Annotated in this window: 14 protein-coding genes, 2 tRNA genes and 1 other annotated feature; of the genes, 8 read left to right on the forward strand and 8 right to left on the reverse strand. The window is 44.9% G+C overall.

The window, feature by feature from the left end:
* Positions 1-210: 210 nt before the first annotated feature.
* The 3 genes from A4U59_RS19610 to A4U59_RS19620 all read right to left on the reverse strand — a co-directional run bounded on the left by A4U59_RS19610 (position 211) and on the right by A4U59_RS19620 (position 2408).
* Positions 211-507 (reverse strand): hypothetical protein, encoded by a 297-nt coding sequence (locus A4U59_RS19610; RefSeq protein WP_070121761.1) that lies wholly within the window; start codon positions 505-507, stop codon positions 211-213.
* Positions 508-662: 155 nt separating this feature from the next.
* Complete coding sequence (locus tag A4U59_RS22445) at positions 663-788, reverse strand: hypothetical protein (RefSeq protein ID WP_281183873.1); 126 nt, start codon at positions 786-788, stop codon at positions 663-665.
* A 624-nt stretch (positions 789-1412) separates the two neighbouring features.
* A complete protein-coding gene (locus A4U59_RS19620) occupies positions 1413-2408 on the reverse strand; it encodes a YaaC family protein (RefSeq protein ID WP_245680599.1) in 996 nt (331 codons plus the stop codon).
* A gap of 141 nt (positions 2409-2549) precedes the next feature.
* Here A4U59_RS19620 and guaB point away from each other — a divergent pair, with 141 nt between their 5' ends.
* The 6 genes from guaB (at position 2550) to A4U59_RS19650 (ending at position 9304) form a co-directional block, all read left to right on the forward strand.
* A complete protein-coding gene (gene guaB, locus A4U59_RS19625; protein WP_070121764.1) occupies positions 2550-4004 on the forward strand; it encodes an IMP dehydrogenase in 1455 nt (484 codons plus the stop codon).
* Between the two features lie 115 nt (positions 4005-4119).
* The gene (locus A4U59_RS19630) at positions 4120-5463 is read left to right on the forward strand and encodes a serine hydrolase (protein ID WP_070121765.1); all 1344 of its coding nucleotides are present in this window, start codon (positions 4120-4122) and stop codon (positions 5461-5463) included.
* Positions 5464-5759: 296 nt separating this feature from the next.
* On the forward strand, positions 5760-6647 hold the full coding sequence (gene pdxS / locus A4U59_RS19635) for a pyridoxal 5'-phosphate synthase lyase subunit PdxS (protein WP_070121766.1): 888 nt from the start codon (positions 5760-5762) through the stop codon (positions 6645-6647).
* A 30-nt stretch (positions 6648-6677) separates the two neighbouring features.
* Complete coding sequence (pdxT, locus tag A4U59_RS19640) at positions 6678-7268, forward strand: pyridoxal 5'-phosphate synthase glutaminase subunit PdxT (RefSeq protein WP_070121767.1); 591 nt, start codon at positions 6678-6680, stop codon at positions 7266-7268.
* A 93-nt stretch (positions 7269-7361) separates the two neighbouring features.
* Positions 7362-7584: a binding site (T-box leader), on the forward strand.
* Between the two features lie 167 nt (positions 7585-7751).
* On the forward strand, positions 7752-9032 hold the full coding sequence (serS, locus tag A4U59_RS19645; RefSeq protein WP_070121768.1) for a serine--tRNA ligase: 1281 nt from the start codon (positions 7752-7754) through the stop codon (positions 9030-9032).
* A 179-nt stretch (positions 9033-9211) separates the two neighbouring features.
* Positions 9212-9304: transfer RNA gene (locus A4U59_RS19650), tRNA-Ser, on the forward strand.
* 465 nt (positions 9305-9769) lie between these two features.
* Here A4U59_RS19650 and A4U59_RS19655 read toward each other — a convergent pair.
* Together A4U59_RS19655 and A4U59_RS19660 are read right to left on the reverse strand one after the other, a co-directional pair.
* Positions 9770-10450: a deoxynucleoside kinase gene (locus A4U59_RS19655; protein ID WP_070121769.1), complete on the reverse strand. Its 681-nt coding sequence runs from the start codon at positions 10448-10450 to the stop codon at positions 9770-9772.
* Positions 10447-11088 (reverse strand): deoxynucleoside kinase, encoded by a 642-nt coding sequence (locus A4U59_RS19660; RefSeq protein ID WP_070121770.1) that lies wholly within the window; start codon positions 11086-11088, stop codon positions 10447-10449. Before A4U59_RS19660 ends, A4U59_RS19655 begins: the two co-directional genes overlap by 4 nt.
* A 289-nt stretch (positions 11089-11377) precedes the next feature.
* Here A4U59_RS19660 and A4U59_RS19665 point away from each other — a divergent pair.
* A tRNA-Arg gene (locus A4U59_RS19665) sits at positions 11378-11453 on the forward strand.
* Between the two features lie 225 nt (positions 11454-11678).
* On the opposite strand, the gene A4U59_RS19670 is transcribed toward A4U59_RS19665, so the two are convergent.
* From A4U59_RS19670 to A4U59_RS19680, 3 genes are all read right to left on the reverse strand, one after another.
* A complete protein-coding gene (locus tag A4U59_RS19670) occupies positions 11679-12011 on the reverse strand; it encodes a DUF4387 domain-containing protein (protein ID WP_070121771.1) in 333 nt (110 codons plus the stop codon).
* A gap of 16 nt (positions 12012-12027) precedes the next feature.
* Positions 12028-13407, reverse strand: coding sequence for an acyclic terpene utilization AtuA family protein (locus A4U59_RS19675; protein ID WP_070121772.1), 1380 nt, complete (start codon positions 13405-13407; stop codon positions 12028-12030).
* A gap of 120 nt (positions 13408-13527) precedes the next feature.
* A complete protein-coding gene (locus A4U59_RS19680) occupies positions 13528-14274 on the reverse strand; it encodes a GntR family transcriptional regulator (protein WP_070121773.1) in 747 nt (248 codons plus the stop codon).
* 259 nt (positions 14275-14533) lie between these two features.
* Between A4U59_RS19680 and A4U59_RS19685 the strand changes: the two genes are divergently transcribed.
* On the forward strand, positions 14534-15907 hold the full coding sequence (locus A4U59_RS19685; protein ID WP_070121774.1) for a TRAP transporter large permease subunit: 1374 nt from the start codon (positions 14534-14536) through the stop codon (positions 15905-15907).
* Positions 15908-15909: the final 2 nt, after the last annotated feature.

Below are 15909 nucleotides of genomic sequence, written 5' to 3' on the forward strand. Positions count from 1 at the left end.
ATCATTCCGCAAAGGATTTTCACCCCATACCCGGCTGATTCACTCAACCGGATTTTTTCTGCCCAAATTGCCACATAACCATCACCTGTAAAACCATTCCGTGATCGCAAAAAGTGCCAGGAATTGACCCACTGGATGACCTTCAGAGAATACCTGGCACTTCCCCTTCACCAAACAACCATAATCCCTCAATTGCTTGATAACCTTTCATTAAAAGAACCAGCCTTTTTCTTTTTTTTGTTCTTTCATTTGCTGGAGTTCTTGCTTTATATCTGCAAGGTGCCCGGCTATTTCCTGAAGTTGCTTCTGGATAGGCATTAATTGTTCTGATGATGGTTGAGAAGCAGATTCTGTTTTCGCAGTGCGCCGGAGAGTATCAGCCATCGATATATCCTTAATCAGATTTGTCACAGTTCCCATAAGGACATCCATGTTAGCCGATGATAAATCGGTGCCTTCACTCTTGGATGAGGAACTTCCATTATTATTTTCGTCGTTCGAAATCATTTTACATACTCCTTTTCATTCAATTTTTAAAAGTGAACTCAGGCCAGGCTATTTTGTGCCTGGAAATGAACTATAAAGAAGGAAAAACCCCTGGAAGATAAATTCCAGGGATCAGACCAGCTGCCGGCCAATTTGTTAATCAGCACCTGTAAACATTAGCAGCCAATCGTTTCACAAAGGGCATTTCTGATAGGCTCCTGATCCGCTCCTAAAAGCGCTGCCAACAGCAGGGCAACAAGCAAAACGACAGCAATCAAAAATATCACCAGGTTAAAGTCCATATTCATATCCCTCCTTTATCTATCTAACAGGATTGTAAGGACCTTACAGAACTAATGTATGTAAATATAGCAGACATGCTGTAAGCAAATATCACAATAATAGAAAAAAGGGCATTTAATAGATTGCTGTTACTAGATTATTTTCTCAGCCGTATTAGGGTTTTTGTTAAGATTCGGTTCTTTATAACATCTGGAACGGGAAGTTGATTTCAGCTGCAGGGACTCGCTTTCCGCGGGTCGGGCGGTGTGCCTTCACATCACTGGCGCTCTGGCGGGGTCTCCCCTGTCCCGCTGTTCCCGCAGGACAATTGAACAAGCTTTCTCGAATCAGCTACCGCACGAAGGAAATGAGGAGCATTTACGAGGAGTCGAGCCCCTTTGGCCCCAATCAACTGGTGCGTGAAAAGAAGTGCCAGTTTTCAATACTTTTCCTTTAAAGTAATTACAATTGAGTGGATTAGAACGGAAGGCATGCCGAACGCCCTGCGGCAAAGAAGACACTGTGAATGCGACCGGAGGGAAGCAGGAAAGGATAAGATTCAGGAAATCAAAACAAAACTCCTAACTATACCCCGTTGAATAGGTGCTTTTTGAATTTTAATAGTAAACAGCCGTTCTTTTTTATTAGTGCCGTTCTTCCTGTCCTGCAAGTGAAAAATTCTTCTGGTCGAGTAAAAACTCAAAAATGAGAAAGGGCACTTTGTTGGCTGTCAGCGATAGAAATTGCTGGATGAACGGGAAATCACTGGTTTCAAAGTTATGAAGCAGTTCATTCCACCATTCTGTTTCATACCTGCAGATCATGCTCAGGTTATACAGAATCAGGTAGTGGATAAGAAGTTCGGGAAACGGTTCATACAACGGCTTTTCTGTTCCGATGTGCATGGTATGCATATCAAAGTTATACATAAATGGATGGGAGGCATACCGCTTTACAGGAGTTTGGCAATTAATGCGAATCGAGTCGTTTTCAGGAGAGTATTGGACGTCGGTTTTTTTGGTCATTTGTTTTTGTAGAAAGGAACTGAACCGACCGGCAGTCATCTTTAAATCATCCAAAATCGCAGCTGGTATGTAATACTCTGTATCAAAGGCTGAACCTATTAAATACTGATGGGGTTTATTTTTCTGGAAAAGAAACAAATCGCTTAACTCCGGCAGCCTTCTCAATAGTTGTCCCATGGTATACTTCTCACCTTCTAAATGTTTCATGTGAAACATTTTGTCGGAAAAATGAGTGAACAGGCCTTCTTTTTGGATTTTCACTTCATCTTCGAGAAATACATAGTTTTTCTTTTTGCGCTTTCGTGTCGAAACGCCGTGAGCGAGAACACTTGAAGATGCAGGATAAAAAGGATCGGAAAGCAGGACGCATGCCTTTATCAAATGCACCATTCCGTAGAACAGCAGGACAGGCTGGATGGAGAGCGGCGCAATTTTAGCCTGCTCGTAATAGGTTCTTCCATGCTGCAGATAATAAATGAAGGTATAGCAATTATCGTAACTTAATGATACCGTGTCTTTGCGGTTCTCCCATTCATAATATCGCTGCAAAAAAATTTGGGAGTTTGCTGCGGATTGAAAAACTGAATATGATTTCCATATATTTTTTCGATCCAACAATTGAATCCTCCCCCCTAACATGTCTGACCTATTCTGAATAATTAAACTTATTTAACCTTTCTTGACAGTAGTTTAACCAATTGATAAGCTACTAATAATATTTTCAGGAAATAATTAAAGGAGAGGGCTGATCGGGTAATGTGGGAGAAGAAGTTCTCAAAAGAAGGACTTACGTTTGATGATGTGTTGCTTGTGCCAGCCGAGTCTGAAGTACTGCCTCGGGATGTAAGTATCCGAACGGAATTGAGTGAAACATTGGTTTTGAACATCCCGTTTATCAGTGCGGGAATGGACACTGTCACGGAAGCGAAAATGGCCATTGCCATGGCTAGACAGGGCGGTCTTGGTGTCATTCACAAAAACATGTCCATTGAAGAACAGGCTGAGCAAGTTGATCGGGTAAAACGCTCGGAAAGCGGGGTTATTACAAACCCATTTTTCCTTACTCCCGAACATCAGGTTTTTGATGCGGAACATTTGATGGGCAAGTATCGGATTTCCGGAGTGCCGATCGTGAACAATGTAGAGGAACGGAAACTTTGCGGCATTTTGACGAACCGTGATCTGCGTTTCATCCAGGATTATTCCATCCAAATCGCAGATGTGATGACGAAAGAAAACCTTGTAACGGCTTCTGTCGGCACGACGCTTGAGGAAGCGGAAAAAATTCTCCAGCAGTATAAAATCGAAAAGCTTCCGCTCGTTGATGATGAAGGCGTATTAAAAGGCTTGATTACAATTAAGGATATCGAGAAAGTAATCGAATTTCCGAATGCGGCCAAAGACAAACAGGGACGATTACTAGCAGCAGCTGCACTGGGTGTCACTGCGGATGCGATGCTTCGTGCCGAGAAGCTTGTTGAAGCTGGAGTCGATGCGCTTGTTATTGATACTGCCCACGGCCATTCACGCGGTGTCCTCAATCAAGTGGCGGAACTTCGCGCCAAATATCCTGATCTGGATATTATTGCCGGAAACGTCGCAACGCCGGAAGGAACCCGGGCCCTTATTGAAGCGGGTGCCAATATCGTAAAGGTCGGCATCGGTCCCGGATCCATCTGTACAACAAGGGTTGTTGCGGGTGTAGGGGTTCCTCAGATTACTGCGGTTTACGATTGTGCAACAGAGGCACGGAAACACGGCGTCCCGGTTATTGCGGACGGCGGCATCAAGTATTCAGGGGATATTGTAAAAGCACTTGCAGCCGGAGGCAATGCAGTCATGCTCGGCAGCCTGTTTGCCGGAGTTGAGGAAAGCCCGGGCGAGACGGAAATTTTCCAGGGAAGGCAGTTCAAAGTCTATCGCGGCATGGGATCGATCGCTTCCATGGAACGCGGCAGTAAAGACCGTTATTTCCAGGAAAATAATCAAAAATTCGTACCGGAAGGAATCGAGGGCCGTGTCGCTTATAAAGGACCGCTTGCTGATTCCATTTACCAGCTGCTTGGCGGTCTCCGTTCCGGAATGGGATATTGTGGAACAAAAGACCTGCGCGAAAACGGTAAATTCGTCCGTATTACAAACGCAGGTTTGCGGGAAAGTCATCCGCATGATGTCCAAATCACAAAAGAAGCGCCGAATTACTCGGTCTAATTTCGCATTTTTTCCAATAGAGCATGAGGAACTTCCTCATGCTCTATTTTTTTGTCGATTTCTGTGATAAAATTACGTTTGTTGAATTAAAAGCTAAAGGGGAACGAATATACAAATGCGAACAAAGCAATCGTTTATTTTGAGTTTGATAACAATTTTCATGTTAAGTATAGTTTTTGGAAGTGCTGCACCAGCCAAGGCAGCAGGTGAGCTTGAACTTAGTGCCGAATCAGCTATCCTTGTCGATGCTGCTTCCGGAAAAATCCTTTATGAAAAGGATGCGGATAAACCGCTGCCGCCGGCAAGTATGACAAAAATGATGACAGAATATCTTGTTCGTGATGCGATTGAAAAAAATCAAATTGAATGGGACCAGAAAACGAGCATAAGCCAGTATGCTCATGAAATTTCCCAGAATACAGACTTATCGAATGTTCCGCTCAGGATTGAAGAGAAATATAGTGTCCGTGAACTTTATGAAGCGATGGCGATTTATTCAGCGAATGGCGCGACGATTGCCCTTGCTGAACTAGTGGCCGGCAGTGAAAGCAATTTTGTGAAGATGATGAATGAAAAAGGTAAGGAAATGGATCTTGGTGACTTCAAATTTGTCAATACGACAGGTTTGAATAACTCCGATTTGCTTGGTAATCATCCGGAAGGAACGCGTCCTGATGAGGAAACCATGATTACTGCCAGAGGGACAGCGAAGCTTGCCTACCACTTGATCAAGGATTATCCCGATGTGATTGAGATTGCGAGTATCCCGATTAAAAAGTTCCGTGATGGAACAGATGATATGACAAAAATGGACAACTGGAACTGGATGATTCCCGGATCGATTGAACCACAGTTTGATTATGAAGGTGTCGATGGTATTAAAACTGGTTCCACGAGCCTGGCGGGATACTCATTTACAAGTACCGCAAAACGGGACGGTATGAGGCTTATTTCCGTAGTCATGAAGACGTCTTCCTATAGTGAAAGGTTCACCCAGACCAAAAAACTTCTGGATTACGGATTCAGCGGCTTCGATTCAAAAGAGCTGTTTCCAGCCGGGTATCAGATAAAAGGAAAATCAGAGGTGCCAGTTGTAAAAGGAAAAGAGAACAATGTTAAAGTGGAAGCCGAAAAGGCCCTTACCTCTGTTATCCGTAAGGGTGAAGACGATAAATACAGTGCTGAGTATGCTCTAAACGAAGACAAACTGACAGAAGAAGGCGAATTGACAGCTCCGCTTGAAGAAGGAGAAAAAGTAGGCAAGGTTGTGCTGAAGTATTCGGGTGAAAATGATTACGGTTATTTGACGAAAAAAGGTTCAGCAAATGAGTCTGTGCCGCTTGTCACGACAGAAAGCGTTGAAAAAGCAAACTGGTTTGCCCTTGCAATGAGGGGAGTCGGCGGGTTTTTCGGTGATATTTGGTCAAGTGCTGCAGATACTGTAAAAGGCTGGTTTTAAATGGAATCCCCCGCTAAGCGGGGGATTTTTCAATGGGTAAGAAAGTATAGGTTTTTCAAGGAAGATTATTGTCCAGCTGCGAGCCCTAGCGGCTACCGACATAAGCATACGCCTTGCGCTTTTCTTGTTTTAATACAAGGTCCTTATAGGATGAGGAGACAAACTTTGTATAAAAAAATAGGATTTTTGGACAATTTGAGTTAAAATAAATATCAAGTGAATTCGTCGGGCAGGATAATTCCTGTAAAAATCAGACGTGGAAATTCAACATCATCTACATATAGGGGGAATTATAGATGTCTCAATCAACAGGTACTGACCGCGTAAAACGCGGAATGGCAGAGATGCAAAAAGGCGGCGTCATCATGGACGTAGTCAATGCAGAACAGGCGAAAATTGCTGAAGAAGCCGGTGCTGTGGCAGTCATGGCGCTTGAGCGTGTTCCGGCCGATATTCGTGCCGCCGGCGGTGTAGCCCGTATGGCAGATCCGCGAATTATTGAAGAAGTCATGAATGCCGTATCCATTCCGGTTATGGCGAAGTCCCGTATCGGGCATGTTGTCGAAGCCCGCGTACTCGAAGCTATGGGTGTAGATTATATTGATGAAAGTGAAGTGCTTACGCCAGCTGATGAAGTGTACCATACCAATAAGCGTGATTTCACTGTTCCATTTGTCTGCGGCTGCCGCGACATTGGCGAAGCGACACGCCGAATTGCCGAAGGTGCTTCCATGCTCCGTACGAAAGGTGAGCCGGGAACAGGCAATATCGTTGAAGCGGTCCGCCATATGCGTATGGTTCAGGGGCAAATCCGAAAAGTTGCCAATATGAGTGAAGATGAATTGATGACTGAAGCGAAAAACCTTGGTGCTCCTTATGAGCTTATGCTTCAAATCCATCGTGAAGGAAAGCTGCCGGTCGTCAACTTTGCCGCCGGCGGAATCGCAACACCTGCCGATGCAGCATTAATGATGCAGCTTGGTGCTGACGGCGTATTTGTGGGATCAGGCATTTTCAAATCCGACAAGCCGGAAAAGTTTGCCCGTGCGATTGTTGAAGCGACTACCCATTATGAAGATTATAAACTGATCGGAGAACTTTCCAAAGGGCTTGGAACAGCGATGCAGGGCATCGAAATCTCTTCCCTTCTGCCAGAGCAGCGCATGCAGGAGCGCGGCTGGTAATTTAACAGCTTGTATAAAGGAGACAGCAAGATGGCTAAAATAGGTGTACTCGGGCTTCAGGGCGCTGTACGTGAGCATGTTCGTTCCCTTGAAGCATCCGGCGCAGAAGCGATCGTCGTAAAACGTGTCGAACAATTGGACGGCCTTGACGGACTGATCGTTCCCGGCGGGGAAAGTACGACAATGCGCCGGTTGATTGATAAATATCAGTTTCTTGAACCGCTGAAGCAATTTGGCGAGAACGGCAAGCCGATCTTCGGCACATGTGCAGGCCTTATTTTGCTGGCAAAAGACATTGCCGGCCAGGATTACGCCCATCTTGAATTGATGGATATGAAGGTCGAACGGAACGCATTCGGACGTCAGCGTGAAAGCTTTGAAGCAGAACTTATGATTGAAGGAGTTGCCGATGACTATATCGGTGTCTTCATCCGTGCTCCATATGTTCTTGAAGTCGGCAGCGAGGTTGATGTGCTTTCCAAGCATAATGACAGAATTGTAGCGGTCAGACAGGGACATTATTTGGCCTGTTCCTTCCATCCGGAATTGACCGATGATCATCGCTTCACCGCATACTTCGTGAAGATGGTCGAAGAAGCTAAAGAAAAACAATCTGTATAAAATGGCCGGATGGCTGCTTAACATGCTGTTTTAATGAAAATGTTGCATTTTTGTGCCGATTGTAGTACATTATGAAATACAAATTATAAGCGAACGAAAGCGATGAGGGGAATCAGTAACAGCTGTAGTTTTTTTACAGAGAGCCGGTGGCTGGTGCAAACCGGTAAAAATACACTGTGAATCCGTCCCTGAGCAAAAATGCTGAATCATGAGTAGGCATTTTCGGCAATTCCAGCCGTTATCAAAAGCCAGAGAGGGAGGCATTCATATGCCTTCAATCAGGGTGGCAACGCGGGAATACACTCCCGTCCCTTTTACCATAGGGACGGGAGTTTTTTGTTTGTAGGCTGGGTTTGTTAATAAGACAGGGGAATCAGCGGAATCCCGCAGGAACTCGGCCGAAGGATCATCTTTTGAGCCCTTTATAACAACAAGTAGATCTGACATACCCTTTTGTAAAAGAACGAAAAGGAGGAAGGAATCATGCTCGATATCAAATTTGTAAGAGCGAACTTTGAAGACATCAAGCACAAACTGAAGCACAGGGGGGAAGACCTCTCCAATTTCGACCGATTCCCTGAGCTGGATGAAAAACGCCGGAAATTGATTCAGGAAACCGAAGAATTGAAGAGCAAGCGAAATGAGGTATCCAAGCAAATTTCTGTCATGAAACGGGAGAAAAAAGATGCGGATGACCTGATTGCCGAAATGCGGGAAGTCGGGGATGCTGTCAAAAAACTGGATGAAGAACTGCGTCAGGTTGAAGAGAAATTGGAAATGATCATGCTGACCGTTCCGAACATCCCTCACGAATCCGTGCCGGTTGGGGATAGTGAAGATGAAAATGTCACTGTCCGTACATGGGGAGAGGTCCGCGAGTTTGATTTTGAAGCGCAACCGCACTGGGATATTGCCGGTGAGCTTGACATCCTCGACTTTGAACGTGCATCTAAAGTGACGGGAAGCCGCTTTGTCTTTTATAAGGGACTTGGGGCCAGGCTGGAGCGGGCCCTGCTGAATTTCATGATGGATCTGCATCATGATGAACACGGTTATGAGGAAATGCTGCCGCCTTACATGGTAAATAGGGCAAGCATGACCGGAACAGGCCAGCTGCCGAAGTTTGAAGAGGACGCCTTCAAAATCCGTGAGGAAGATTATTTTCTTATTCCGACAGCTGAGGTCCCAGTCACGAACTATCACCGTGATGAGATTCTTGATGCTGGAGATTTACCGAAAAACTATGTCGCATACAGCGCCTGTTTCCGTTCTGAAGCAGGTTCAGCGGGCCGTGATACGCGCGGATTAATCCGACAGCACCAGTTCAATAAAGTGGAACTTGTCCGCTTTGTGAAACCGGAAGATTCCTACGCGGCGCTTGAGGAGCTGACAGGGCATGCTGAAAAAGTGCTGCAGCTTTTGAAGCTTCCATATCGGGTCATGAGCATGTGCACAGCTGATCTTGGATTCACGGCGGCAAAGAAATATGATATCGAGGTATGGATTCCTAGCTATGAAACATACCGTGAAATCTCTTCTTGCAGCAACTTCGAAAGCTTCCAGGCAAGACGCGCGAATATCCGCTATCGTCCGGAAGCAAACGCAAAGCCGGAGCATGTCCACACTCTGAATGGATCCGGACTTGCGATCGGCCGTACGGTTGCCGCCATTCTGGAAAATTATCAGCAGGAAGACGGAAGTGTCGTCATTCCAGAAGTCCTTCGCCCTTATATGGGGAATAAAGAAGTGATTCAAAAGGGATAATGATTAGGAGGGGGACTTCCCCCTCCTTTCTCTTTAAAAAGAAACTCATGTATGAATAAGTCCAGGACCTCTCTTCGACGCTGCATAGCGGTCTGTTTGCAGAAACTTGCCAGGCATTTATGCTCCTGGGTTGTTGACATCGTGAATTACCCTGTGATATATTAATTTTTGTCGAAAACGGAGGAATACCCAAGTCTGGCTGAAGGGATCGGTCTTGAAAACCGACAGGGGCTTTGCGGCCCGCGGGGGTTCGAATCCCTCTTCCTCCGCCATCTCAAAAAATGACTCAATTGCGCATAAAATTGGAGATTTTTCTTTTGATTCGTTACTTTCGGGTAACGGATTTTTTTATTTGATTTTTTATAAATACAGGATTTTGGTAGAAGGGAATTTGGTCTTCTGATGCTTATCCGTTCCTTTCCGCTCCAGGCATTCGCTTTCCGCGGGGCGATCGGGAAGCCTCCTCGGCGCTATTCGCGCCTGCGGGGTCTTCCCTGTTCGCTATTCCCGCAGGAGTCGAATGCCTTCCGCTCCAATCCACTCAGTTAGAACAATTTCTTTCGGTTTTCTAATTTCAGTCATCAGTAGAACAGGTGCAGAATCTCTTTTTTTAAAAACCATGTAGTTGAATACAAAACAAAACACCTGGATTTTCGTCTCCAGGTGTTTTGTTTGCTATTTGTTTTTGTGCTTGATTTTACATGCTATCCAGGACCACTTGCTCAGGATGCCTTTTCTTACCTCTTGCGCAAGTGCTGTGTCTGTTCCATATGTTTGGAGATGCGCTGAAGGATTTGCTCAACGGATTCTTCATTATTCAGCAAGTCATATTCATTGATATTCAAGCGCAGGACCGGGCACGCATTGAAATTATCGATCCAGCGTTCATACCGTTCGTGCATTTCCTGCCAGTAGGCAAGCGGTGTCTGCTGTTCCATCGGACGGCCCCGTTCCTTGATACGGTCAATGATGTCATCCAGTGACCCTTCAAGGTAAATGAGCAGGTCGGGATGCGGGAAGTAAGGAGTCATGACCATGGCTTCAAACAGGTTTGTGTAAGTTTCGTAATCGACTGCTGACATTGTTCCTTTTTCGTAATGCATTTTGGCGAAGATGCCCGTATCTTCATAGATGGAACGGTCCTGGATGAAGCCGCCGCCGTATTCGAAGATTTTTTTCTGTTCTTTGAACCGTTCGGCCAGGAAGTATACTTGCAAGTGGAAGCTCCAGCGTTCAAAGTCACTGTAAAAAGAATCAAGGTATGGGTTGTTATCGACTTTTTCAAATGATGTCCGGAAGCCAAGCGCCTTTGCAAGGGACTTTGTCATCGTGGATTTGCCGACGCCGACTGTTCCGGCGACGGTGATGACCGCATCTTTCGGTATCGTGAACGTTTTATTTTCAGTTAATGAGATCATACGTGAATTTCTCCCTTTTTTAAGGTTTCTTCAAGCGTCGTGAGTATGTACTGCAAGTCATCCTTGTTAAGGACGAAATCAAGGCTGTCCCCGTTGAAGGTGATGACCGGTACATCAGGATGCCTTTTTTGAAAGCTATCCATGAACACGTCGTAATCCTCCGATAGCTGTTTCAAATATTGGGGGTCGATGTTCTTCTCGATATCCCGGCCTCTCATGCTGATCCGTTCCAGCAAAGTGTCAAGGTCGGCATGCAGGTAAATGATTACATTCGGTTTCGGCATATCTTCGGTCAGTGTATTGTAAATTTTGATGTATTTATCGTACTGATACGGTTTCAGCGTGCGTTCCGCAAAAATCAGGTTCTTGAAAATATGGTAATCGGCTACAACCGGTTTGTTTTGCTTCAAATAAAGCCGATCAATATCTTCAAGCTGTTTATAGCGATTGCAGAGGAAAAACATCTCTGTCTGGAAGCTCCATTCTTCAATGTTATCGTAGAATTTGCCGAGAAATGGGTTTTCCTCAACAATCTCTTTTAATGTATGAAATTGAAAATGATCGGCAATCGCTTTTGTAAGTGAAGTTTTACCTACCCCGATTGGTCCTTCAACTGTAATAAACGGTGTATCTTTCACCGGCTGCCCCTCCTATCTGTAAACCGGTCGTTCTTGCGAAATTTGTCTGTTTTGCCCAATATATGACGAATGTCAACATGCATAATTGTAGCATATCCGACTTCCGGAAAATAGGAAAATAAGAAAAAAGCATGTGAAACCTTTTTTCTATACTATATACTATATATTGTATCAGGATCTGGTAAATAATAATATATGTTGACATAGTTAAAATCTGTTTGTGACTCTTTAAAAGTATAGCCAATTGATGTATAATAGTTCCTGTGTCCGAAAAAGCTGATTATAACATGGCTCCGTAGCTCAGGGGATAGAGCGTCGGTTTCCTAAACCGTGCGTCACAGGTTCGAATCCTGTCGGGGCCGCCATTTTTAAAATTGCTATACATATATTCGACAGCAAAGGGGCTGTCCTGAAGGTCATACGTCATGACGATTCAGGCCAGCCCCTTTTTATATTATGAAGATCTTCCACATTCTGATTACAGGAATCGGCTCCCTTTCCGCCCATCCGTATTACCGCAGGGAGGCTCTCTCCTATGTTTTTCAATCCAAATTAGCATCAAGGTATGACAAAGCTGTTTTTATCTTTTCTTAGTGCACAGGCTCTGCCGGCACTTCAATATCAAGCAGCGGCGGATACTGCTGCGATCCGAAAATGTCGCCTTCGCCCGGGTCGCCGCTCGGGTTGGTCCGTTTGATAGTGAATTTGATGGCATTGGCAGGGTCGAATTCCACAAAATCCGTGATTCTTTCTTCTTCAATGTTGAATAGAGCTGCGATGGTCTGCCGGGAAATCGATTTGCTGTTTTTTACAAGCTCGTATTTGTCTTTCTCTTTGAAAATGATGTCAAACGTGATTTTATCTGTGCCGGCATTTTTGCTTCGGATCGTTTTGGCAAGTTCATTTAATGTTTTTGTTTCCATTGTATTTGCCTCCTTTTTAAACCTCGATCGGTTCTCCGATTGTCGTCACGTTCACATCAAACAGCTCAAGCGGGGAGTCAACCGGGATCGTATGGTTGAGTGTCCATGAATAAGATGCTGTTGCTGGCAGCACATCATCGACGATAAAGGAAGCGGTACCCGCTGTTCCTTTTACTTCAGGAAGCCGTGCATAAAAAATCTGGCGTGTGCCGAAAAGGGTGAGCGCTTCAGCGGTTTCTTTCGTGTCCGCAATTCCTTCGACGATGATGCATAGTTCATGTGATTTGATTTCTTTTACTGGTTCCAGGTCGCCCATGACACCATTTTTTCCGAACACCCGGAAGCTGATTTTGTAATCTTCGTCTATGAATTCTTCTGCCGTTTGCTGTTCAGCAAGTTCAATGACTTTATCGATATTTTTAATCGTATAAGGGTCGCGGATTCCGGCGATGCCGATGTACTTTTCGCCGTTTTTCCCCGATCCTTCAAGCTTCACTTTCACTTTTCCTTCGATAGGGACAAATTTCGTTCCAGTAATTCGGGTTGTTTTTTCATCATATTGCTCGTATACACAATCGGTCATGTCGAGCATTCCGCCTGCGACATATTCATAGTAAGGATTGGACCGTTCGTACATGGCATGGCCTGCGACTGAAGCAATCGTACAGCGCTGGTCCGGATGCATGGCGGTCACTTTCACATCTTCATGGGTGATGGTTCCAATGACACTCTCTTTGGCGCCATATGGTTCTGCACAGAAAGATGCACATTCAAGCACTTTGCCGAGATAGTAAGCAAGATGCTCGGGAAAACCTTCCCTGATGGCGGGAGCAGCGAAAATGGCACTGTCGCTGGAACGGCCGCCAATGATGACGTCAGCGCCCATATCGAGCGCCTTGATAAACGGATGGACGCCGGCAACTGCTACGATGCGTGTTGTTTTGTCCAGGTCTTCTTTTGAAAGGGGATCACGCCCATCAAGACCCTCAATTGCAATGCCCTGTTCCATTTTCTCTTCAATTTCTTCCTTTTCGACTTCTGAATAAAAATAAGCCAGTTTAAAAGGAGGAAGGTTATGTTCCTCGGCAATTTCCCTGATTAGTTCAACATACATATCAACCCGGCTGTTCGACCCGCTGTCACCCGCTGAACCAATGATCATCGGAACTCCCTGTTCCCTTGCAGCAAGCAGCATGAGCTCCAAATCATGCTTCTGCCATTTCCGCATGCTTACGGAACGGTCTGCACCTAAAGCGGTCGCACCAATATCGTCACTGCCGGAATCACAGCAATAATAGTCGGGTTTTGTGGCAGCGGCTATTTTAAAACTTTCTTCTTTCGTCGGGGCAAATCCCAGATGTCCATTTGGACATACGATGCGAAGTTCTTTTTTCATTAATGTTCCCCTCCTGAATTCAATTCAACATGACATGTTATAACCAGTTAAGCCACATTATAATGCCGTTTTATTTTATTGTCAATTCTGAAAATTAAAAAGAGTCAAATCCCTGGGGATTCAACTCGTTGTCCGGGTGATGAAAAATTTATACTTATCTCCCTTATAGTACGCTGTGCGATATTCAATGGGCTGGTTACCGGCATAGAAGATGGAGGTGACTTTAAATATCGGGGCCGTTTTCTTCAGTCTCAGAAAAGAAGAAATGTATTCATCAGAAAGCACTGCTTCAAATGTTTGCTCCATATGGGTTGGCGTGATATCAGGGATTTTTCCGTATAAATCCAGGGTGGAGAAAGGCCGGTCATGTTCTTTTTCCAGACGGGCTGCCTTGATGATCTGTTCACCGACATCCATCGGAAAGAAACTATCATAGAACACAATCGGGAGCATGTCACCATACCCGATCAGCTGCAGATTTGCGACTTTATCCATCATTTTCGTGTGTAAAAGAGTAGATAATTGAAAATCGGTCAAAACCGTGTCTGCTTTTACGATTTCTGTAGAAGCAACAAGGCACTGTTGGGTCAGTGTAGATTGAAAACTATTAATCTTCGTTAATTCCTGTTTAATGGTGGGACTGGCAACGAACGTCCCCTTCCCATGGCTTCGATAAAGCAGCCCTTCATTTACAGCGAGGTTGATTGCCTGCCTTACAGTGATTCTGCTTACGTTATATTCCTGCCCGAGCTCCCTTTCGGAAGGAATTTGCTGTTCAGGTGTCAGTTCGCCTGTTTTGATTTTGTTTGATAACAGGTCTTTTAACTGGATGTATAAAGGAGTTGAACTGCTGCGATCGAGATTCATCGTTTCATCACCAACTGTTTTTAAAAGTATTTTAAATCATTATAACAATGTATAGAAAAATAAGAAAACTCCACGGCTGTTAACAAATACCAGCAAGCTAGACGCAAAAAGTTATTTGATTATTTTAAAAAATCTGATATAATTCATTTTAACATGACATGATATAACCAGTTAATCATAGTGAGAAAGTTGTTTATCAGCCCGGGTGGAGATTTTTTTACATGTAAAATGAAAACGCTTTTTTATGGAGGTGGCCGATATGATGGGAGTTCCTTTGCCAATTTTTTATTTGATCGGTTTGGTCGCTTTTGTTGCCATTCTTTTTGTCGGATTTAAGCGGCCGATGTATGAAGTCATGACATTCTCGTTTTTGTTCATTATTTTGGTTTCCGGTCAATTCGAGATGTTCTGGTCTTCGTTGCTGTATCCGTCGACAAGCAGTTTGTTTTATGCGATCTTTGCTTTTATGGTGGTTGCTGTGATTTTTGATGCGACCAGAGTTGTCGAACGAATCATCAATTTGATGTTATCCGTCGTCGGAAGGTTCAGGGGAGGAGCAGGTTATGTATCTCTTTTAGGCAGTACGTTTATGGCCTCCCTTTCCGGTACAGGACCTGGAAATGTTGCCGCGACAGGTGTTTTCACAATCCCAACTATGAAAAAAGCGGGATATCCTGCCAAGCTTGCCGCCACAACGGAAATGTCGGCAAGTATGCTCGGAAACATCATTCCGCCTTCCGGTATTGTTCTTCTCACCTTTGGGATATTGGAAGGAATAAGTCCCGGCAGCATATCGCTGAGTCAGTGGTTTGTCGTCGCTTACGCCGTTGGATTTTGGTTTTTCCTGCAGCGCTGGCTCACATTATGGGGCATGTGCAAATACTACAAGGTAAAGCCGATTGCGAATGAAGATATTCCAAAGTTTTCAAAAAGCCTAAAAATTGGCTGGCCTGCACTGGTCCTGCCGGCGCTGATTTTTATACCTTTATTTGCAGATGCTCAGTTCAAAGACATGATTATATCACGTATAGGCGAGGATGGAGCTGCGGCCTTTTCTTCTTCCGTACTGATGTTCACTCCAGGTTTGGCCGGTGCTTATGCGATAGGAATCGGAAAGAAAGCGTTTTTCTCGGGGTCTGAAACAAATATCGGGCAGATGATTACAACTTTAAAAGGTTCGCTTCAAAAAGTAGTGCCGATCGGCGTGACCATTTATATGGCTTATGCGACTTCGCAAGTTTTTGCCGGCATGGGCATGGAGCAGGTTGTCCGTGATTGGTTTGTTTCGTTAGGAATGACTGTTCCGCTGATGATTGTGATTCTGCCGCTGTTTTTTATGATACTTGGAATGGTACTTCCGGGGTCGGCCCAGATTGCCATTCTTGGCGGTGCGATGATTGCGGCTTTCGGTTCGCTTGGCGGCGATCCGGTACTGTTTGCAGTACTGCTGCCTGCCATGACAGGTGCACTTGAAGGGATGACTCCGCCGCTTGCACTCGGTTTGTTTGTCGCGATGGGAATAGCGGGCTCCGGCTTCAAGGAAACATCTAAGCTGGCACTTGTCTGGATTCTCTTGCATGTATTGTTGAGTATGCTGCTGTTGACAGGGCTGCTGCCTATTGTCGGACTATAACC

Source organism: Bacillus marinisedimentorum, assembly GCF_001644195.2.
Taxonomy (GTDB): Bacteria; Bacillota; Bacilli; order Bacillales; family Bacillaceae_O; genus Bacillus_BL; species Bacillus_BL marinisedimentorum.